The 20240-nt window shown below is 60.6% G+C and carries 16 protein-coding genes; 1 reads left to right on the forward strand and 15 read right to left on the reverse strand.

Annotated elements, in window-relative coordinates; genetic code table 11:
• Window positions 1-222: 222 nt before the first annotated feature.
• From CKW19_RS21685 to CKW19_RS21720, 8 genes are all read right to left on the reverse strand, one after another.
• Window positions 223-567, reverse strand: coding sequence for a potassium channel family protein (locus tag CKW19_RS21685; RefSeq protein WP_095059782.1), 345 nt, complete (start codon window positions 565-567; stop codon window positions 223-225).
• Window positions 568-868: 301 nt separating this feature from the next.
• Window positions 869-2512: a fatty acid--CoA ligase gene (locus CKW19_RS21690; RefSeq protein WP_095059783.1), complete on the reverse strand. Its 1644-nt coding sequence runs from the start codon at window positions 2510-2512 to the stop codon at window positions 869-871.
• A gap of 31 nt (window positions 2513-2543) precedes the next feature.
• Window positions 2544-4322 (reverse strand): acyl-CoA dehydrogenase C-terminal domain-containing protein, encoded by a 1779-nt coding sequence (locus CKW19_RS21695; protein WP_095059784.1) that lies wholly within the window; start codon window positions 4320-4322, stop codon window positions 2544-2546.
• A gap of 6 nt (window positions 4323-4328) precedes the next feature.
• Complete coding sequence (locus tag CKW19_RS21700; RefSeq protein ID WP_095059785.1) at window positions 4329-6863, reverse strand: RND family transporter; 2535 nt, start codon at window positions 6861-6863, stop codon at window positions 4329-4331.
• A 16-nt stretch (window positions 6864-6879) separates the two neighbouring features.
• Window positions 6880-7971: a YCF48-related protein gene (locus CKW19_RS21705; RefSeq protein WP_095059786.1), complete on the reverse strand. Its 1092-nt coding sequence runs from the start codon at window positions 7969-7971 to the stop codon at window positions 6880-6882.
• 152 nt (window positions 7972-8123) lie between these two features.
• The gene (locus tag CKW19_RS21710; protein WP_095059787.1) at window positions 8124-9482 is read right to left on the reverse strand and encodes a DUF1329 domain-containing protein; all 1359 of its coding nucleotides are present in this window, start codon (window positions 9480-9482) and stop codon (window positions 8124-8126) included.
• A gap of 41 nt (window positions 9483-9523) precedes the next feature.
• Window positions 9524-11527 (reverse strand): DUF1302 domain-containing protein, encoded by a 2004-nt coding sequence (locus CKW19_RS21715; protein WP_095059788.1) that lies wholly within the window; start codon window positions 11525-11527, stop codon window positions 9524-9526.
• Between the two features lie 124 nt (window positions 11528-11651).
• Window positions 11652-12227, reverse strand: a complete 576-nt coding sequence (locus CKW19_RS21720) for an alpha/beta hydrolase (protein WP_095059866.1) — start codon at window positions 12225-12227, stop codon at window positions 11652-11654.
• 356 nt (window positions 12228-12583) lie between these two features.
• On the opposite strand from CKW19_RS21720, the gene CKW19_RS21725 reads away from it, so the two are divergent.
• Window positions 12584-13621 carry an AraC family transcriptional regulator gene (locus CKW19_RS21725; protein WP_095059867.1) on the forward strand — a complete coding sequence of 346 codons (1038 nt, stop codon included), beginning with the start codon at window positions 12584-12586 and terminating at the stop codon, window positions 13619-13621.
• Between the two features lie 135 nt (window positions 13622-13756).
• Here the strand turns inward: CKW19_RS21725 and CKW19_RS21730 are convergent, their stop codons facing one another.
• From CKW19_RS21730 to CKW19_RS21760, 7 genes are all read right to left on the reverse strand, one after another.
• Entirely contained in the window at window positions 13757-14767 is a 1011-nt protein-coding gene (locus CKW19_RS21730) for a YeiH family protein (protein ID WP_095059789.1), read from the reverse strand.
• Entirely contained in the window at window positions 14764-15090 is a 327-nt protein-coding gene (locus CKW19_RS21735) for a Rieske 2Fe-2S domain-containing protein (protein WP_095059790.1), read from the reverse strand. Before CKW19_RS21735 ends, CKW19_RS21730 begins: the two co-directional genes overlap by 4 nt.
• The gene (locus CKW19_RS21740) at window positions 15087-15749 is read right to left on the reverse strand and encodes a DsbA family oxidoreductase (RefSeq protein ID WP_095059791.1); all 663 of its coding nucleotides are present in this window, start codon (window positions 15747-15749) and stop codon (window positions 15087-15089) included. The genes CKW19_RS21735 and CKW19_RS21740 overlap by 4 nt, the downstream gene beginning before the upstream one ends.
• Complete coding sequence (locus tag CKW19_RS21745; RefSeq protein ID WP_095059792.1) at window positions 15746-17077, reverse strand: MFS transporter; 1332 nt, start codon at window positions 17075-17077, stop codon at window positions 15746-15748. The genes CKW19_RS21740 and CKW19_RS21745 overlap by 4 nt, the downstream gene beginning before the upstream one ends.
• 93 nt (window positions 17078-17170) lie before the next feature.
• On the reverse strand, window positions 17171-18223 hold the full coding sequence (locus CKW19_RS21750; protein ID WP_095059793.1) for a 3-keto-5-aminohexanoate cleavage protein: 1053 nt from the start codon (window positions 18221-18223) through the stop codon (window positions 17171-17173).
• 87 nt (window positions 18224-18310) lie between these two features.
• Window positions 18311-19159 (reverse strand): TauD/TfdA family dioxygenase, encoded by an 849-nt coding sequence (locus tag CKW19_RS21755; RefSeq protein ID WP_095059794.1) that lies wholly within the window; start codon window positions 19157-19159, stop codon window positions 18311-18313.
• Window positions 19160-19172: 13 nt separating this feature from the next.
• Entirely contained in the window at window positions 19173-20153 is a 981-nt protein-coding gene (locus tag CKW19_RS21760; RefSeq protein WP_095059795.1) for a quinone oxidoreductase, read from the reverse strand.
• Between the last annotated feature and the right edge of the window lie 87 nt (window positions 20154-20240).

Here is a 20240-nt window from a genome sequence, read left to right on the forward strand (position 1 = left end):
GTTGGCCAGAAGCCAAAGATGGCTTCCTCGAATAGGCCTTATACATAGATGCAACCGGGTAGCAGTGTTTAAAAAGCAGGTAGACAGTGGGGGCGAGTCCATACATAGGAGCGAGCCTGCTCGCGATGGTCATCAACGATAACGCGCGAATCCTGGATAAGCGCGGTGTCCTTGAGACCTTCGCGAGCCTGCTCGCTCCTACAGGGGATTTGGGTTGGGACTCTACTCTTTATCCTTGCGCGACGCCGTCACCGTCACTTCAATCGCCCGGACGGCGATCGCCGCGAAGGTCGCGGTCATCAGTACGCCGTTGAAACCCAGCAGGATCGCCAAAAAGCGCGAGACACCCAGCTTGGGCACGAACTCTCCGTAGCCGATGGTCAGGCCCGTCACAAACGCGAAGTAGACACCTTCACCCGCGGTCCAGCCTTCCAGATGGGCGATGATGAGGCCACACGCGATGATCACCAGCAGCAGGATCGAGAAGATCGGCCATACCACTTTGAAGTAGAACCAGACGGCTTTGTAGAACTCTTGGCGGATGTTTGAGGCACGGGAGACGTTCATGGGGAGCTTCCTGGGGTTTGACTGACCGGCAATGGAGTGCGCGGTGGTTCAATACCCCGTTCAGCTTGGCACAAACGTTGAAAACTGCGACTTACGGGGCGAAGAACTATGACAAAGATGAGGCCCTGAACGCTATCCAGAAACCGCCTGACAGCGGTGAATTCCTGTAGGAGCGAGCACGCTCGCGATGGTCGTTAACGAAAACGCGTGTTTTCTGGCTAAACGCGGCGCTCTCCAGTCCATCGTCGGAACGCCGCCCGGAGCAGGCTCGCTCCTACAGCAGCAGTGGCAGGTTTATCCCTCAGTTCGCTGCGTTTTCCCGAATCAGCTTCTTGTTGATCTTGCCGACGCTGGTCTTGGGGATTTCGGTCACGAATTTGAACTGCTTCGGGATCGCCCATTTGTTGATGCGCCCGCCGTCGACGAAGGCTTGCAGATGCACTTCCAGGATCTTGCGGTCCAGGTATTGCCCTGGCTCGCAGACGACCATGGCCATCGGGCGTTCGCCCCACTGTTCATCGACGATGCCCACCACCGCGACCGACATGACCGCCGGGTGTTCGCTGATCAGGCTTTCCAGTTCCAGGGAGCTGATCCACTCACCGCCGGTCTTGATCACGTCCTTGATGCGGTCCTTGATTTCCACGCCGCCCAGCGGGTCGATCGAGGCCATGTCACCGGTGTGCAGCCAGCCGTCGAGCCAGAGCTCAGCGCCTTTTTCCGGTTCTTTCAAATAGCCTTGGGTCAGCCAAGGTGCACGGACGACGATTTCACCGAGGGCTTCACCGTCGTGGGCGACATCTTTGCCATCGGCATCGATGATTTTCAGATCGACCATCGGCACCGGCGTCCCGGTCTTGATGCGCGTCGGCAGTTGGTCTTCGGCGGACAGTTGACGGTCGGCGTCGCGCAAGTAAGTCAGGCACAGCAGCGGGCAGGTTTCCGACATGCCGTAACCGGCGTGTACCACCATGCCTTTGGCATTGGCTTCGGTGGCGATGCCCAGGGTCAGCGCACTGCCGCCGAGGAGCATTTTCCAGCCGTCGAAACGGGTCGCCTTGCCTTCTTCACAGTTGAGGATCATCTGCAAAATGGTCGGTACGCAGTGGGAGAAGGTCACCTTCTCTTCGCGGTACAGCTTGACCAGGCTGTTGGGTTCGTAGCGACCGGGGTAGACCTGCTTGATGCCCATCAGCGTCGCGACATACGGCACGCCCCACGCATGTACGTGGAACATCGGCGTGATCGGCATGTACACGTCGTCAGAGCGCAACAGCGGCGCGCCTTGATAGACGCCCAGCGTGCCGACGGCATTGAGGGTGTGCAGGACCAGTTGGCGATGGCTGAAGTACACGCCTTTCGGGTCGCCGGTGGTGCCGGTGGTGTAGAACAGGGTTGCCACCGAGTTCTCGTCGAAGTCGGGGAAGTCGTACTGCTCCGAAGCCAGGGACAACACGTGCTCGTACTCGCCCAACACCGGCAGCGAGGTCTTGGTCGCCTCGTCATCGGTGAGTTGCAGGTAGCCTTTGACGGTTTCCAGGCGGCCGTGGATCTGCTCGACCAGTGGCAGGAAATCATCATGCACCAGCACCAGGTCATCCTCGGCGTGGTTCATGGTGAACAGCACTTGCTCCGGCGACAGGCGAATGTTCACCGTGTGCAACACCGCGCCGATCATCGGCACGGCGAAGAAGCATTCCAGGTAGCGGTGGCTGTCCCAGTCGAGCAACGCCACGGTGTCGCCAGCCTTGACGCCGGCGGCGGTCAGCGCATTGGCCAGGCGGCGAATACGCTTGTTGAGGGTCTCGTAGCTGTAGCGCAGTTTGTCGGCGTAGACGATTTCCCGGCCCGGCTCGTAGCGCACGCCGGACAGCAGCAATTGCTTGATCAGCAACGGATAGGCATAGGCGCCGTCAGCGGGCGGAATTATTTTTGTCGCCATCATGTATGTGATTCCCGATCCTTGTTATGTGGGCTCAGAACTGCTCGGCTTCCAGCAGGTAGAGGCATTCACTGCCAGCTTTGGCTGACGCGCTCAACGAGTGGATACGTGGCAGCAGTCGGGCAAAGTAGAACCGTGCGGTACCGAGTTTGCTGGCATAGAAATCGTCTTCGCCTTCTTTGCCCAGCGCGGCCTTGGCCATCAACGCCCACATGTAGGCGTAGGCGGTGTAGCCGAACACTTGCAGGTAATCGACCGAAGCCGCGCCGATTTCATTCGGGTTGTTGGGTGCGCGGTCGAGCAACCAGGCGGTCAGTTCGTCGAGGGTGTCGACGGCGGCGTTCAGCGGCTGGGTGAACTCGGCAAGGTCAGCGCCAGCGTTGGCGGTGAAATCGCGAATTTCCGAAGCGAACAGGCGATAGAGCGAACCGCCGCTGCCGACGATCTTGCGCCCGGCCAGGTCCAGGGACTGGATGCCGTTGGTGCCTTCGTAGATCTGGGTGATGCGCACATCACGCACCAGTTGCTCCTGGCCCCACTCGCGGATATAGCCGTGGCCGCCGAAGATCTGTTGGCCATGAATGGTAGTTTCCAGGCCCATGTCGGTGAGGAATGCCTTGGCCACCGGGGTCAGCAGCGACACCAGTTCCTGCGCGCGGGTCCGGGCCGCCGGGTCTTCGCTGAACTTGGAGATGTCCAGTTGCAGGGCCACGTAGCTGGAGAATGCACGGCCGCCTTCGTTCAAGGCTTTCATGGTCAGCAGCATGCGGCGCACGTCCGGGTGCACGATGATCGGGTCGGCCGCTTTGTCCTTGTGCTGCGCGCCGGTCGGTGCGCGGCTTTGCAGGCGGTCACGGGCGTACAACAGCGCGTTCTGGTACGAACGCTCACCCTGCGCCAGGCCTTGAATACCAACGCCCAGACGCTCGTAGTTCATCATGGTGAACATCGCCGCCAGGCCTTTGTTCGGTGCGTCGACGATCCAGCCGGTCGCGCCGTCAAAGTTCATCACGCAGGTCGCGGACGCTTTGATGCCCATCTTGTGTTCGATGGAACCGCAGGACAGCGAATTGTTTTCACCCAGCGAGCCGTCGGCATTGACCAGCACTTTCGGTACCAGGAACAGCGAGATGCCTTTCGGCCCCGCGGGTGCATCGGGCAGGCGAGCCAGTACCAGATGGATGATGTTTTCGGTGAGGTCGTGTTCGCCGCCAGTGATGAAGATCTTGCTGCCGCTGATGGCGTAGCTGCCGTCGGCCTGAGGTTCGGCCTTGGTGCGAATCATGCCCAGGTCGGTGCCGGCATGGGCTTCGGTCAGGCACATCGAACCGGTCCAGGTGCCGGCGTACATGTTCGGCAAATAGGTGGCTTTCAGTTCTTCGCTGGCGTGAGCGTTGATCGACAGGCAGGCGCCGGCGGTCAGCATCGGGTACAGACCGAACGACAGGCTGGCCGAGTTGACCATCTCTTCGACCTGCGCCGAAATGGCCTTGGGCATGCCCATGCCACCGAACTGCGGATCACCGCCGACACCGACCCAACCGCCTTCGGCGAAGGCCTGGTAAGCCGCGATGAAACCGTCCGGCGCGGTGACTGCACCTTCGCTCCAGGTGCAGCCCTGCTCGTCGCTGGCGCGGTTGAGCGGCGCGATGACGCCGGCGCTGATCTTGCCGGCCTCTTCTAGGATCGCGGCGGCGGTGTCTTCATCGATCACGTCGGCCAGGCCAGGCAAATTGGCCCACAGCCGGGACACCTCAAAAACCTCGTTGAGGACGAAGCGCATGTCGCGCAAAGGAGCTTTGTAATCAGACATCTTGGCTTACTCGGGAATAGTCAGGGCATTGGGTATGCCGGGACGTTGAGTGGTTTCGGTGTTGTCGGTGGACGCTTCGTCGCCGTCGGTAGCGTCACTGCGCTCCAGCACCGGCGTACGCAACAGGAAGTACGACAGCGCAGGAATGAGGATCAGCGCGCCGAGCATGTTCCACAGGAACATGAAGGTCAGCAGGATGCCCATGTCGGCCTGGAACTTGATCGGCGACCAGACCCAGCACACCACGCCTGCCGCCAGGGTGATGCCCACCAGCCCGACCACGCGGCCGGTGAACGACACGGCATTGCGGTAGGCCTCGGACAGCGGCATGCCCTGTCGCTGGAAGTGCAACTGCACACTGAGCAGGTACAAGGCGTAGTCCACGCCAATCCCCACCCCGAGCGCGATCACCGGCAGGGTCGCGACTTTCACGCCGATGCCCATGGCTACCATCAAGGCTTCGCAGAGGATCGAGGTCAGCACCAGCGGCAACAGGGCCACCAGCGTCGCGCGCCAGCTGCGGAAGGTGATCAGGCAGAACAACGTTACCGCGGCATACACGTACAGCAGCATGGTGTGGTTGGCTTCACGCACCACGATATTGGTCGCCGCCTCGATCCCGGCGCTGCCGGCAGCGAGCAGGAACTGGCGATCTTCGGTGCTGTTTTCCTTGGCGAACTTGTCGGCAATCGCGACCACGGCATCGAGGGTTTCAGCCTTGTGATCCTTGAGGAAGGCGATCACCGGCATCAGCGAACAATCGGTGTTGAACAGCTCCGGGGAGTTGACCGAGGCTTGTTGCGCGGCGTAGTTGAGCACGTCCTGGTTGCGTTGGACGCTGTTGAGCTTGGGGTTGCCTTCATAAGTGCCGGCGGTGATCTGTCGCACCGCGTTGACCAGCGAAGACGTCGCCTGCACGCCCGGATACTGTTGCAGCTCCCAGGCCAGGCGATCAGCGAGCACCAGGGTCTTGTAGTTCAGGCAGCCTTCCGGCGCGGTCTTGATCATCACCGCGAACAGGTCGCTGGACAGCGCGTAATGCTGAGTGATGTAGGCGTTGTCGCGGTTGTAGCGCGAGTCGGCGCGCAACTCCGGCGCCCCGCTTTCCAGGTCGCCGATCTTCAGGTCCAGGCTGACCACGAAACCGCCAATGCCCATCAACACTGCAACCAGAACAGCGCCGCTGGCCCACTTGGCCGTGGTGAAGCGATCGAGCGCGTCCCACAGTCTGCCAAAGCCTTTGTGCTTCTCGGCGCGGTTGTCGATTTTCAGCGCACGCTCGGCGGCTTTCGCGCCAACGCCCACATAGGACAGTGCAACCGGCATCAACAACAGCGAGGTGAAGATCAGTACCGCAACGCCGATGCTGGCGGTGATTGCCAGGTCCTGGATCACCGGAATGTCGATCAGCATCAGCACGGCGAAGCCCACGGCGTCGGCCAGCAGCGCGGTGACACCGGCGATGAACAGGCGACGGAAGGTATAACGCGCAGCGATCAGTTTATGGGTGCCACGGGCGATGTCCTGCATGATGCCGTTCATCTTCTGCGCGGCATGGGACACGCCGATGGCGAAGATCAGGAACGGCACCAGCACCGAATACGGGTCGATGGCGTAGCCGAGCCAGGCGACGATGCCCAGTTGCCAGACCACCGCGATCAGCGAGCAGCCGACCACCAGCAGGGTGCTGCGTACGCAACGGGTGTAGGCATAAATGATGATCAGCGAAGTGACCACGGCCAGGCCGAAGAACATCATCACCTGGATCAGGCCGTCGATCAGGTCGCCCATCAGTTTGGCGAAGCCGATCACCCGGACCTTGTAATGACCGGTGCCTTCGACACCGGATTTACGCGCAGCGCTGTCGCCGCCGTATTCGATCTTGTCGCGCAACTGCTCTTCGAGCATCTGCGAGAATTCGTGGTAGTTGATGCGTTGGCCACCGGCGGCGGCTTTGTCCATCAGCGGCACGATCAGCATGGTCGACTTGAAGTCGCTGGCCACCAGGCTGCCAACGATGCCGGCGCGGGAAATGTTCTGACGCAGTTGTTCGATCTGCTCAGGCTGCCCCGAATAGGTGTCGGGCATCACCGGGCCACCCTGGAAACCGTCCTCGGTGACTTCGGTCCAGCGCACGGCCGGGCTCCACAGCGACTTCATCCACGCACGTTCGACACCTTCGGTGAGGAATAGCTGGTCGTTGACCTGCTTGAGCACGTCGAGGTATTCGGGGTCGAAAATATCGCCCTTGGTGTTCTCGACCACCACGCGCACCGAGTTGCCCAAGCCGCGCAGTGACGCGCGGTTTTCCAGGAAGTTCTGGATATAGGGTTGGCTCTGCGGAATCATTTTTTCAAAGCTTGGGCGCAACTCCAGGCGAGTCACGGCCATGAAGCCCAGCACCACGGTCGCCAGCGCCATCAGCAGCATGAACAGCGGGCGGTAGTTGAACACCAGCCGTTCGAGGAGGTTGCCGGATTGCTGATCGAAATCACGCAGATCGCGGATCACCGGCATGGCGTCTTGTTTGATATTGCCCATGTCTGGGTTCTCGCTCTTAGGGTTCGAGGGCTGGATCGACGGCAAGCGTCTGGGCGCCACGGCTGCCCGCTACCACCAATACGCCATCGGCGGACTGGGTGGCACCGGCAACCGGTGTGCGCGCAGGTTGCTGTTTGAGGCGCAATTGCGCACCAGTCCCTTGGCTGACCAACATCTGCCCGCCCTGAGTGAACAGGCGGTAATTGCCATGGTCATCGATCAGTCCGGCGGTGATGCTGACGTGCAGGCCGCTGTCCAGCGCGGTCCAGTTCTGGCCGCCATCGGTGCTGCGCAGGATGTTGCCGCGCAGGCCATACACCAGCACTTCGCCGGGCTTGCCGATCACACCGAAGAAGCTGCCCTGATAAGGCGTCGGCACGGCGGCAAAACGTTGGGCGCTTTCATCCCACTTGAGCAGCAAGCCTTGCTCGCCCGCGATGTACACACTGTCGCCAGTGGAAGCGATGGCGTTGAGGTGGAAACCCTGGGGGTTGTCGGTACGGTCCTGATACGGCGTCCAGGTCTGACCACCGTCGTCGGTGCGCAGGATCAGGTTGAACACGCCGACTACATAGCCGGTTTTTTCGTTGGCGAACCAGACGTCGAGCAGCGGTTTGTCCGCGCCCTGATCGACTAGTCGTTGGCCTTCCATGGCCAACTGGGGCCATTGCTCATTGCCCGGTTCGGCGCTGGCGAGCGCCGTGTAATGCTTGACCAGCAAGGCGCCGATCTGGCGGCCGTCGAGCTGTTTTTGCCAAGTCGCACCGGCGTCGCTGCTGTGCAGCACCACGCCGTCATTACCCACCGCCCAACCTTGGGTGGCAGTCGGAAAATTCACCGCAGTGAGGTCAGCGCTGGCCGGCACGACGGCCTGTTGCCAGTGCTTTGCGGAATCATCGGAAAACAGAATATGGCCACGCTGGCCAACGGTAATCACGCGCTCACCGGCACGGGTCATGCCGGACAACGGGCTCTTGATGGCCAAGGCACTCACCTTGGCGGGCAGGTCCAGCACGTCGACATAATCGGCCGCCTGGGTGACGCCCTGCGACAGGCAGAGCACAACGCCAAGCGCCAGTTGCAACCTATTATTTTTATACGAACACATACTGCGTCCTCTTCGGAAAACCGCGCCGGGGCACACACAGGTGTGCCTGACGTTAAAACCTGGCGTTCGTAGCGATCGGCGCGAACCGACCGCCGACGGTCTCACCGCCTTGTGGGCGGTGGACCGAACGGGCGCATTTTTTTGCGATTGGCTTAGCGAATGCCGGCGCCGGCCAGGGATTCCGAGGACCACTGGGCCTTGGAGAGCGGCTCGATGTACTTGATGCCGCCGTAAGGGCCGACTACACCGTTGATGTTGTAGGAACCGCCTACCAGGTCATAGATCATGAACGGGGTGGAGTCCGGAACCTGCTTGTCATAGCTCTGGCTGAGGAAGGCGAAGGAACCGCGATAGAGCTGACCACGAGCGTCATATTGATCCGAGGCCAAAGCGGTCCAGCTGTCTTCGTCGAGGTAGAAGCGACGCTTCTGGTAGATGTGACGTGCACCGGCCTTGAGGTTGCCTTCCACGACCCATACGCGGTGTTTTTCCCAGCGTACGAAGTCAGGTGACAGGTGATTGGCGGTGGTCAGCGACTTCGGATCCTGCACGTAGGTCAGCTTGTAGGTGTTGTAAGGCACGATCATTTCTTGCTTGCCGACCAGTTTCCAGTCGTAGCGATCCAGTGCACCGTTGAACACGAACACGTCATCGTAGGTGCCCGCACCGGCGGTACCTGGGTTAGGCGTGTCGTAAGCCAGGCTCGGCGCCAGTTTCACTCGACGCTGCCCCGGCAAGTACTGCCAGGCGCGACGCGGTTGCTGCAACGGGTTGGCGGCGTCCTTGAGCATGATCGCCTCACCGGCACGGCGCGCAGGACCGGTGTACGCCAGCTTCATCTGGTAGTACACGTCGGCGCTGCTGATCGGCTGCGAGAGGTTTTCATAGATCGGGTAGGAGATGTTCGCTTGCCCGGTGGTCGCCAGGGTCGGAACGCCTGCGGAGTCGACGTTCCAGGAGTCGTACTTGGAGCTGATGCTCACACCCTGATAACGCAACAGGAAGTTCCACATCGCTTCGTTACCCGTCTGCGGAATCGGGAACGGAATGCCCGGCAGAACGTTGTCGATGGCCAGGCCACCTTCCAGGGACTTGGCACCGACGGCGTTTTTCACGCCGTTGTCCAGAATCGCTTGAGGCAGCGACACGGTGCGGTGCGTCGGGAACACGTCGACACGGAACGTCGGGAAACGCTTGGCCAGTTCAACCGTGGTCGCTGTGAGCAAGCCCTTGTACTGATCAACGTTCTTGCCGTCGATCACCAGCACAGGTTTTTCACTGGCAAACGGATCCGGACGCATGCTGTCACCGGTCTTGAAGCTGGCCGGTGGAGTGGTCAAGCCACCGTTGTAGGCAGGAATGGAACCATCAGCGTTCCCGGCTTTTTCAGCCCCTACCTGGGTCAGGCTAGCGCCAAGCTTGGCAGCTTCCTGAGGTGAAACAGCAGCCTGTGCCTGAGCGGCGAAGACCATGGCCAGCGAAGCGGCCAACACGGTTTTTACAAATTTCATGTTGTTATTCTCCTGCTTGCGTTAAGCAAATCAGTGGTGAATCAGAATGTAGTTTTCATCGTCAGGTACACCGCGCCACGATCCTCAGTCGTAGCACCACCACCGGAGAAGGCTGAGTAGCCACCGGCGTAGCAGGCGTAGTTTTCGTTGCCGCTAAAGGCGTTCGGGGTAGAGCCGTCACCACCGGTTGGGCCGGTACTCACACCACTTTTTTCGCACTTGTCGGTCTGGCCGAAGGAGTCCACGTACTTCAGGTCGACAAAGTATTTGTTGTACACAACGGCACCTACGCCGAGGGCATAGGTACCGGTGTCTTTGGCACCGCCACCGGTGACCGGGGACACGCCATCGAGACCGACGTTGACGGACATCGGTGCGTTGAAGTCAACACCCGGGAACACCTGGTACCAGGTTGGGGTGAAGTTGACCGCAAGACCCCAGTTGTCACGGGTCGGTGCGTCAATGCCGCGATAGCTGGACTTGCCCTTGTAGAGCGCCTCGTTTTCGCTATCGAGCTTGAGCAGGTTGCTGTAGTACAGCTCGGCCAGCACAGTCGCCTGGTCGAACATCGGGGTTTTCGGGAAGGTCATCAGACCGTTGAGCGTCCAGTGCAAGGTGTCGCCGGTGGCGCTCATGCTGTCGCCACGGCTCGGGGCGTCATAGACCACACCGGTGGCGTCCGTACGTGCAGGCAATAGGCCGAGGCCTTTACCCAGACCCAGCGGGCTGGTGGTGCTGACGATCGCCGGAATACTGGCCAACGGCATGTTGTGGCGAACGTTCAGGTCCGAACCCACGCTCACCCCGCCCACGTCCTTGGACAAGCTCAGGCCGGCAATCTTGATGTTGTCGGCATAGGCCAGTTGGTAGGAGGCGGTGCTCAGGGAGTTAAGGGTGTTGACCACTGCAGGCACTTGCCCGGCCGGACGGGTGCCGTTCGGGTTGGCCGAGGTCAGACCTCGGGCATCCAGATAGGCTTGCGGCAGGATTTCCGACGTTTCGCGGTAGTAAACGCCGAGGGTGCCATCCAGCCAGGTCGGCGACCATTTGGCCATGATGCCCCAGTCGCCGCTGTCATGCGGCGTCAGGTCCTTACCGCGACGCACGTTGGTCAAACCGTTGCATGGCGCCAGGCCACAACCCAGCGGGCTGCCCTGAACCCTGCCGTTGGTGTTGCCCAACAGGAACGATTGCGCACCAAAGCCGACCAGATCGGAACCACCGTAATAAGTGCCGGCTTCCGGCAGACGCGCAGCATCCCAATTCAGGAAGTACTGGGCACCCACGGTCAATTCCGGATTGACGGTGAACGACATCGACAGCTGGTTACGCGGTACAAACAGTTCTTTGGCTTCGGTACCCGGCGACGCGGCCAGTTTGGCCAGGTCGAGCCCGGACTGACCGTAGCTCATCGAATGCACTGGGTTGAGAATGGTCTCGCCCCAGAACACGTTGTGCTGGCCGGCCTTGGCGCTGAACATCGACTCTTCGCCAACTTCAGTGCTGTAGAACACGAAGGCGTCGAGGATTTCACCGGAAGGACCGGTGTAGTAACGCGAGGCATAGTTGCTCAGGTGCGAGCTGCCATTGCCGACGTTGTCATTGACGACCCCGGCCAGGCGTGGATCGTTGGCGACCAGGCCCGAACGTGCATCGTTGCCGTTGACGAACGGGTTGGAATTGGAGCCGACGTTCTCATAGGCCTTGTCGTACCAGCTGGCGGCGCTGACGCGAAAGCCCATGGCGTTTTTGAAGACCACATCCATCTCGGTCAGCAAGTCGACGCGATTGGTGATGTTGGTCCCGGCCTTGCGGAAGTTGTAGTCGCCGTCGTTGTTGTTCGGCGTTGCCAACATGCGCTTGTCGGCGCTTTCAGTGCGAACACCGTAGTTGTACTTGATGGTGTTATCCACGCGTACGTTCCAGTCCGCGTTGCCCGTATCGATCTCGACCGCATGGGCCGCCGGCACGGTTGCCGCGAGAATGGCCGAAGCCAGCAAGGTATAGCGTGGAGTGGTGAAGCCGTAACTCTTATTGTTGTGCATTGCGTTGTCTCCGCCTTTTTGTCTTTGTTTTAAGCGCAGCCGCCCTCGCGCATTCCTCTGCGGGTTTGCGTTTCCAGGAGTGAGGGCAAATGCCGGTTAGCGTATTGCCAGACCGGTTCCTGTTTTAGCTGTCCAACTTGTCTAGCTGCAGGATGAGTGCCTCGGCTTGCTGCCAATGGCCAAATCCTGCGGCCGGATTCAGGTGCCCGACATCGCCCAGATTGAGCAATTCGGAGCCCCAGCCTTCCGCCATTCGGGTGACGGCAGAAAGACTGGCAAGGTGATCATTGGTGCTACCGGCCACGATGCTCGGGAACGGCAGCGGACCTTCAGGAAGAGGATTCCAGCCCTGACTGCGCAGGGTCTCGGAAGATGGATAGTTTGACGGCCAGACGGCATCGAGATCCGGTGGCGCGGCCAGCAAGGCGCCTTTGATCGGACGGCTGTAATGCTTCGCCCAATGCGCGACCATCAGTACGCCGGCGCTGTGGGCGACCAGAATCACCGGCCCGTCGATCTGCTCCAGCTCGTGCTGGATCGCCCGCACACGGGCCATGCAATCGAGTTTGTCGGTTTCCAGTGGCGGAACACTGCGCACTTTGCTCAGCCTGGCTTCAAGCAACGTCTGCCAATGTTCGGCAACGTGGTCACGCAGACCCGGGACGATCAGAACGGTAGCGCCAGTTTGCAGTTTGTCCACGTCAACACCTTCATTTTTTCGGTGACTCGACTGGCTGTTTTCGCCAGAGTCTTTTTGTTGTGTCGACATTAAAGAGCGCCCAGCCAAGGCGCTTTACATTGGACGTCATGCACTTTTCTTTTGATGACAAATTGTCAGACATTGGGACAAGATAACCACTGGTCGAAAATCCCCGCAGGTTGGCGCAGGATCACTGTAATCAACGGATGGATCCAAATGACAACTCACAGCGTAGATGATTCGCGACACGGCAACAGGTAAACCACACACAATATGACAACTGTTCAACCGCCTATGCGCTGGATATAGTCGCCACGCTCATGCCAATCGCCATCGGCACCAGGGAAGACTTTCGCATGTCAAAGCTTGTTCGCGCCGCCGTACTGACCAACTACCTTGAGGTCACCCAATACCTGGGATTCAACCCGCGCGACGTGCTGGCGGCTGTCGGCCTGAGCAGGTCGCAACTGCAGGCCCCCGAACACCGCATCCACATCGATGCCGCCGTGCGCCTGCTGGAAGAATCGGCGACCGCCAGCGGCTGTCAGACGTTTGGCCTGAGTATGGCCGAGTCGCGCCAGCTTTCGGATTTCGGCGTGGTCAGCCTGCTGCTCAGCCACCAGCGGACCCTGCGCGATGCCTTGCACGTGGTGAAGCAATACCGGCACTTGATGAACGATTCGCTGGCCATTTTCATTGAAGAGGCCGGCAAGATGGTGATCATTCGCGAAGAGGTGGTCACCGATTCGCCGATGCCCAGCCGCCAGGCCACGGAGCTGGCCATCGGCGTGTTGTTCCGCTTGTGCTCCGCCCTGCTCGGCTCGCACTGGCACCCCTACAGCGTCAACTTCATGCACCAGCCCCCCGACAACCTGCAACTGCATCGGCGCCTGTTCGGGTGCACCCTGGAGTTCGGTAGCGAGTTCAACGGCATCGTCTGTTCCGACGCCAGCCTCGACATAACCAACCCCAATGCCGACCCGACAATGGCCCGCTACGCCCAGAGCTACCTCGACACGCTGCAAGGCAACGAAAACACCTCGATGCTGTTCGAAGTGCGCAAAGCCATCTACCTGCTGCTGCCCATGGGACGCGCCACCATCGAACAGGTCGCCCAAAGCCAGGGCATGAACGTGCGGACCCTGCAACGTCGCCTCAAGGACGACGGCTGCGCCTTCAACGACGTGATCAACGATGTACGTCGCGACCTGGTGCTGCGTTATCTGGACAACCCGGCCTACTCGCTCAGCCGCATCGCCGACATGCTTGGGTATTCCATGGCGAGTTCGTTTACGCGGTGGTTCATCAGCCAGTTCGGCATGCCGCCGGCGGCGTGGCGCAATTCGCAAAAACTGGCGGGCGGAAAATCCCCGAGCGACGCCAAAGACACCTGATCGCCAGGCAAAAAAAAACGGCGACTGCTGGTACAGTCGCCGTGAAAGACCGGTGTTTGTGACACCGGACTGGAGCCCCACAGCATGAGGAGTCGACGCCGTAGGACCCTGCCATAACACATTTGAATCGCTTGCTTAGAGTCCCCAGCGCAACAGCAACAGCACCAGCACAACCAGGAACACCGTCTCTCCCACCATCAGCAGGATCGGCTTGATACCGACGGCGGCGAGCTCTTTGAGCCGGGTTTTCATGCCCAGGGCACTGATGGAAATCACCAGGCACCAGCGCGACAATTCGTTGACCGAACCCTGCACCGCCGGGGCGATCCAGCCGGTGCTGTTGATGCACGCCAGAATCAGGAAGCCGACGGCAAACCACGGCAGCAGCGGCGGACGCTTACCGCTCGTGTCCGCGCCTTGCATGCGGGTGATCATGGCGGCGGTGACGATCACCGGCAGCAGCATGGCAACACGCATCAGCTTGACCACGGTGGCGGTGTCGCCGGTCTCGGTGGACATGCTGTAACCGGCGCCGACCACCTGGGCCACGTCGTGGATCGTGGCGCCGAGGAACACGCCCGCGACCTGCGGCGACAACTCAAGCCAGTTGGCGATCATCGGGTAGACGATCATCGCCATGGTCGACAATGCCGACACGCCAATCACCGTGAACAGCGTGGCGCGCTCTTTCTGCGGATGGTTCGGCAGCGCCGCTGCCAGTGCCAGGGCCGCCGAGGCGCCACAGATGGCCGTCGCGCCACCGGTGAGCATACCGAACAGACGCTGGAAGCCCAGGGCCTTGGCGGCGATCACAGACACGCTGATGGTCACTACCACCAGGATCACCACCAGTGCAATCGGCTTCCAACCCAGCGCCGCCATCTGTTCCAGGGTAATGCGCATGCCCAGCAACGCTACGCCGATGCGCAGCACCGTGCGGGCGGTGAACTCGACACCGGCCTTGCAGGGGCCGTCATCGGCCAGAAAATTCAGGGCCATGCCCAGCAACAAGGCAAACAGCATGACCGGCGCACCGTAGTGCTCGGACAAGAACGACGCCGCGGCCGCGACAATCAGACTGACGATAAACCCCGGGGCCAATTCGCGGGTGCGGCTTTGGATGCGGGAGAGAGCTAAAGCGCTCATGGCGCGGACTCCTCGGTAGCGATGACGATAAACGCCTGGCCGTCGATGATCTCGACCGGGTAGTTATTGATTTTGACCTGCTTGGAATTGAGCAGGTAACCGCTGTGCAAATCGAAGCGCAGCCCATGGGCCAGGCATTGAATCACCCGCCCTTCAAGGCGCCCGCCGCAGAGCGAAGAGCCCTGATGCGGACAGCTGTCGTCGATGGCATACAACTGCCCGTCGACGTTGAACAGTGCCAGGCTTTTATCTTCGAACTCGAACAGCGCCCGACCGCCGGCCTGCGGGTGCTTGCCGGCAGGTACGGGAATGCGCCGGGTCATGCCGTCTGCCGCTCACGGTCACTTTCTTTCAGCGCTTCGCTCATGGCCGCGAGCAATGACTCGGCAGGTTGCGCGCCCACCACCGTCATCCGGCGGTCGAACTGGAAGCTTGGCACGCCGCTGCTTGCGCCGGGCGCTCCTTCAAATGGCGTGGCGTCGCCCAGCAAGGCGTCGGCTACGTCGTTTACGTCAATGCCGCAATCGCGGGCAATGGCGAGCAACGTCTCACCGCAACCCAAATCTTCGCCTTTCTTGAAATACGCGGCGAACAACCGTTCAAGCAACATCTCACGCTGGGCAACGTTGCCCAGCGTGCTGGCACGCTCGAACAAACGATGGGCGTCAGCGGTGTTGGGCATCGTCGCGATGCGGCTCAGGTCAATCGACAACCCGACCGTCGCAGCGGCCTGCTGTACCTGGGCCTGACGCATCGCCACCGCATCGGCATTGCCCAGACGCTTGCGATAGAAGTCGGCAAAGGGTTCACCTTGAACCGGCAACTGAGGCAGCAACTGCACGCCATGCCATACCGTGGTGATCTGCACATCCGGATGGCGACTGCGGAACTGGACCTGTGCATGCTCCAGCTGGCGCTTTCCGATCAGGCACCAGGGGCAAATAAAATCGAAAAACACATCAATACGTAAACGACGACTCACAACTTCACCTCTAATCCGGCTTCATTGACGGGGTCAGACACGCTCTGACCCTGAAGACGGGCAATATCTTTGTGGTAGTGACACTTGGCATAAAAGAACACCGCTGCGGCCGCAAGGCTGACCAGTGGCACCAATTGGAACGCGGCATGCAAACCGATGAGGTCCGATACCTTGCCCGTGATGTACGGCCCCGGCGCCAGGCCCAGCATGTTGTTGGCCAGGGTCAGCGTAGCGAACGCCGTGCCGTGGACCGAGTAATGCGTCAGGTTGGCAACCATGGCGCCGCAAGGGCCGGTGGTGCCCGTGGCAATCAACATGCCCAGGCAGATCAGCACCAGTTGTAAAGGCCCGGCCGGCAGCGCGAACGCGGCCGATAAAAGCAGACAACTGCCCAGGCAAAAAAAGATGGCCAGGCTGACCTTGCGATCAGGCGAATTCCGGCACAGACGGTCACTGAGGATGCCGCACAGGATCATCCCTGCACCGCTGCACAGCACGATGATTGCCGCCATGCCGCCAGCCTTGTCGGTGGGCATGTCGTAGTAGCGGTTCATGTAGCTGGGAATCCACACCATCACGGTGCCGCCAACGAACAACTGCAAGCCACTGGCGATGTAGGTCGACACCACCGAACGGCTGGACCACAGCGTACGCAGCGGACGCTTGACCGCCGCTGCGGTTTTGTTCGCAACCTGGGCAGCACGTTGTGGCGCAATACGCGCTTCCTTGACGATGAGCGGGTACAGCACCGCCAGAAACAGACCAAACAGCGACATACCGGCGAACGACCAGCGCCAGCCCAGCTTGGCGGCAATTGCACCGCCCAGCGCCATGCCCAGCACCGAGCCGAACATCCCGCCCGCCATAAAGGCACTGGCCAGGGTTGCCCGCATCTCTTTGGGGAACACCGAGATCACGACGGCGATGCCCACGCTGCCGTAGGCGGCTTCGCCGACGCCGACCATGAACCGCGCAATGAACATCTGTTGATAATCTTGTGCCAGCGCACAGCCAAGTGTGGCCACGCTCCACAGGAACGCCATCAGCGCCAGGCTTTTGACCCGGCCGAAACGGTCTGCCAGCAACGACAGGGGAAACGTCAGCAGGCCCACCATCAGGGCAACGATGCCACTGAGCAAACCGAGCTGTCCGTCGCTCAACGACCACTCACTTTTGAGCAGCGGGAACACCGCGTTCAGTACCTGACGCGACATGTAATCTGAAATCAACAAGCCGAATGTCAATGCAAAGACGATCCAGGCATATTGGCGCGCAACGCCGACTCCACCGGAGTCGTCATCGCCAGCGGCGATTGGGTGAAAGGCCATTCAGCCTCCTCAAGAGCTTTGTTTTATTTTTGTTATCAAGCATGCAGCGGTCGGGTAGACGAGTGGTCACGGCCTCTCGTCCCGACCCCTAGGTTAACCGCGTTGCGGTACACCTTTCTGCCCAGCCTTGCGGTTGGGGGCCATGCCGTTGGCCAACAGGGTTTCTTCGATGCTGTCGTACTGCACGCCGATGCGGTAGATCTCGCGGGCTTCTTTGCCGGTGGCGATTTCACGACCCAGTTCATGGGCAATGCGCACGGTTTGCTGGATCTGTGCAACCGAGCCGAAACGGTCGCCCTTGTGATCAATGATAGTGTCTTCGTTGCCCACACGCGGGTGCATGCCCATGGCCATCGACATGGTGTTGAACGGCATGACGTTCTTGAGCAGCGATTCGGAGGTCAGCGTGCAACCGTCCGGAGCGCGGTGGATGAAGTTGAAGAAGTTGAACGGGTTCGGGCCGTCGAAACCGCCGCCGATGCCGATCCAGGTCAGGTTCAGCGGACCTTTGTAAACGCCACGGCGCACCAGGCGCTCAAGGGTTTCCAGGGCGTGCATGCCGGTCAGCTGGAAGTGTGGCTGGATGCCGTTGCCCATCAGGCGCTTGAGGTGCTCGGCAACCCAGCCCGGACCTGCCGGTACGGTCATTTCGCTGTAGGCAGCGTGAATCAACGGGTTGTCCAGGGAGGTACCTTTGAGGTACTCCGGGTACAACAACTCCATGATGTTCATTTGCGTGGTGTTGATTGCCACGGTGACCTGATCCGGTTTCGGGGTCAGTTCGGCCAGCATGTGACGGGTGTCGTCGGACAGCCACTTGGCCGCTTCGCCGTCGCTTTCCGGGGCGAAGGAAATCGAACCGCCCACCTGGATAATCATGTCTGGCACGGCTTCACGCACACCGGCGATCAGTTCGTTGAACTTCGACAGACGCTTGGAGCCCTTGCCGTCCAGTTCACGCACATGCAAGTGCAGCACGGTGGCGCCGGCTTCATAGCATTCAACTGCTTTCTGAACCTGCTCATCCATGGTCAACGGGATGTCTTCCGGGAAATCTTCCGGCATCCACTCCGGGCCGTACGGGGCCACGGTAATGACTACCTTATCCATGTTTTCCGGGTGCAGGGAATCGTCGAAAAATTGCATGGGTTACTCCAGTTCTTATGATTGTCCCGCCCACCCGGGGCCATGCCGGGCGGACGTGTTTACGAGTGCGATGCAGGTGGCGCTCGATCAGAACGTCTTGTCGCCGATAATCCCGGCGCGCTCCATCTTGCGATGGCACGGTGGGTAATCCATGACGGCGTAGTGCTGGGTACTGCGGTTGTCCCAGATAGCGATGCTGTTCGGCTTCCAGCGCCAGCGCACTTGATACTCAGGGATGTACGCCTGGCTGATCAGGTAGCGCAGCAACTCGCCGGCGCCAGGGTTGGCGTCCTGGCCGAAGCGCACCCGGTCAGGGGTGTGGTAGTTGCTGAAGTGGGTAGTGAAGGCGTTGACGAACAACACCTTCTCGCCGGTTTCCGGATGGGTGCGCACCACCGGGTGCTCGGCGTCCGGGTACATCGCCTTGAGCGCCAGGCGTTTTTCAATCGGCATGGCGGCACCGAAGCTCGCTTCGATGCTGTGGCGGGCACGCAGGTCGGCGATCTTGACCTTCACGTCTTCCGGCAGGTTCGCGTAAGCCGCGACCATGTTGGTCCACATGGTGTCGCCGCCCACGGGCGGGCATTCCACGCAGCGCAGTACGCAGCCCATCGGCGGTGCTTCGCGCCAGGTGGCGTCGGTGTGCCAGGCGTTTTCGTAGCGGTCCATCGGCTGATCCGGCCGCTTGAAGATCTGCACCAGCCCCGGGTGATCCGGATCGCTGCCGGCCACCGGGTGATCTTCCAGCTCGCCGAAGCGACGGGCGAACGCCACGTGTTCGGCGCGGGAGATGTCCTGATCGCGCAGGAACACCACGCGGTGCTTGAGCAGCTGGGCACGAATCTCGGCAAACAGACCGTCATCATGTATTGCGTCGGCCAGGTTGACGCCGATCAGTTCGGCGCCAATGCTGTAGGTCAATTGTTCGACTTTCATGGCTGGTAGCTCCTTAAACGACGAAAATCGACGAGCCGGTAGTCTTGCGAGATTCAAGATCGCGGTGCGCCTGCACAGCGTCCTGCAGGGCGTAGTGCTGGTTGATCTCGATCTTGATCCGGCCGCTGCCGACGTGGTCGAACAACTCGCCCGCCAGGGCGGCTTTTTCGGCCGGGTCGCTGATGTAGTTGGCCAGGGCCGGACGGGTCAGGTACAGCGAACCTTTCATCGCCAGCATCACCGGGTCGAACGCCGGGATCGGGCCGGACGCAGTGCCCACGCAGACCATCAGGCCACGGGGTTTCAGCGAATCCAGCGAACCCATGAAGGTGTTCTTGCCAACGCTGTCGAACACCACGTTGACGCCCACACCGTCGGTCAATTCGCGAACGCGAGCGGCAACGTCTTCATGGCTGTAATTGATCGTATGGTCGCAACCGTGAGCGCGGGCGATTTCGGCCTTTTGCTCGGTCGACACCGTACCGATCACGTTCAGGCCCAGCAGCTTGGCCCACTGCGAAACGATCATGCCAACACCACCGGCGGCGGCGTGCAACAGAATGCTGTCGCCTGGCTTGAAGTCGTAGATGCGGCGCATCAGGTACGAAGACGTCAAGCCACGCATGGTCATCGCGGCGGCGGTTTCGAAGCTGATGGTTTCTGGCAGCTTGATCAGCGGTGCGGCCGCGATCAGGCGCTCGGTGCTATAGGCACCCAGGGTATTGAGAAAACCGGTGTAGGTGACGCGATCGCCCACTTGGACGTTGGTCACGCCTTCGCCGATGGCCTGGACCACCCCGGAGGCTTCAACGCCCATGCCGTTCGGCATCGGGATCGGGTAAGTACCATTGCGGAAGTAGGTGTCGGCATAGTTCAGGCCAACTGCTACGTGGCGAAGACGAACCTGGCCCGGACCGGGATCGCCGACTTCGACGTCCTCGTAACGTAGGACTTCAGGACCACCGGTTTCGTAAAAGCGTACAGCTTTGGCCATTTTTCTTATTCTCCGATCAGCAGGTTGGCGTGGCATCGAATTGCACTGATTGGACTGTAGGACGAGGCCTGTCGGCACGCTTCTCAT

It is taken from the genome of Pseudomonas sp. Irchel s3f7, from assembly GCF_900187615.1.
GTDB lineage: Bacteria > Pseudomonadota > Gammaproteobacteria > Pseudomonadales > Pseudomonadaceae > Aquipseudomonas.

Bases quoted from the DNA above. Each gene is read 5' to 3' on its own strand.
- CKW19_RS21685 (WP_095059782.1), bottom strand. From the start codon at position 567: ATGAACGTCTCCCGTGCCTCAAACATCCGCCAAGAGTTCTACAAAGCC.
- CKW19_RS21690 (WP_095059783.1), bottom strand. From the start codon at position 2,512: ATGATGGCGACAAAAATAATTCCGCCCGCTGACGGCGCCTATGCCTAT.
- CKW19_RS21695 (WP_095059784.1), bottom strand. From the start codon at position 4,322: ATGTCTGATTACAAAGCTCCTTTGCGCGACATGCGCTTCGTCCTCAAC.
- CKW19_RS21700 (WP_095059785.1), bottom strand. From the start codon at position 6,863: ATGGGCAATATCAAACAAGACGCCATGCCGGTGATCCGCGATCTGCGT.
- CKW19_RS21705 (WP_095059786.1), bottom strand. From the start codon at position 7,971: ATGTGTTCGTATAAAAATAATAGGTTGCAACTGGCGCTTGGCGTTGTG.
- CKW19_RS21710 (WP_095059787.1), bottom strand. From the start codon at position 9,482: ATGAAATTTGTAAAAACCGTGTTGGCCGCTTCGCTGGCCATGGTCTTC.
- CKW19_RS21715 (WP_095059788.1), bottom strand. From the start codon at position 11,527: ATGCACAACAATAAGAGTTACGGCTTCACCACTCCACGCTATACCTTG.
- CKW19_RS21725 (WP_095059867.1), top strand. From the start codon at position 12,584: ATGTCAAAGCTTGTTCGCGCCGCCGTACTGACCAACTACCTTGAGGTC.
- CKW19_RS21730 (WP_095059789.1), bottom strand. From the start codon at position 14,767: ATGAGCGCTTTAGCTCTCTCCCGCATCCAAAGCCGCACCCGCGAATTG.
- CKW19_RS21735 (WP_095059790.1), bottom strand. From the start codon at position 15,090: ATGACCCGGCGCATTCCCGTACCTGCCGGCAAGCACCCGCAGGCCGGC.
- CKW19_RS21745 (WP_095059792.1), bottom strand. From the start codon at position 17,077: ATGGCCTTTCACCCAATCGCCGCTGGCGATGACGACTCCGGTGGAGTC.
- CKW19_RS21750 (WP_095059793.1), bottom strand. From the start codon at position 18,223: ATGCAATTTTTCGACGATTCCCTGCACCCGGAAAACATGGATAAGGTA.
- CKW19_RS21755 (WP_095059794.1), bottom strand. From the start codon at position 19,159: ATGAAAGTCGAACAATTGACCTACAGCATTGGCGCCGAACTGATCGGC.
- CKW19_RS21760 (WP_095059795.1), bottom strand. From the start codon at position 20,153: ATGGCCAAAGCTGTACGCTTTTACGAAACCGGTGGTCCTGAAGTCCTA.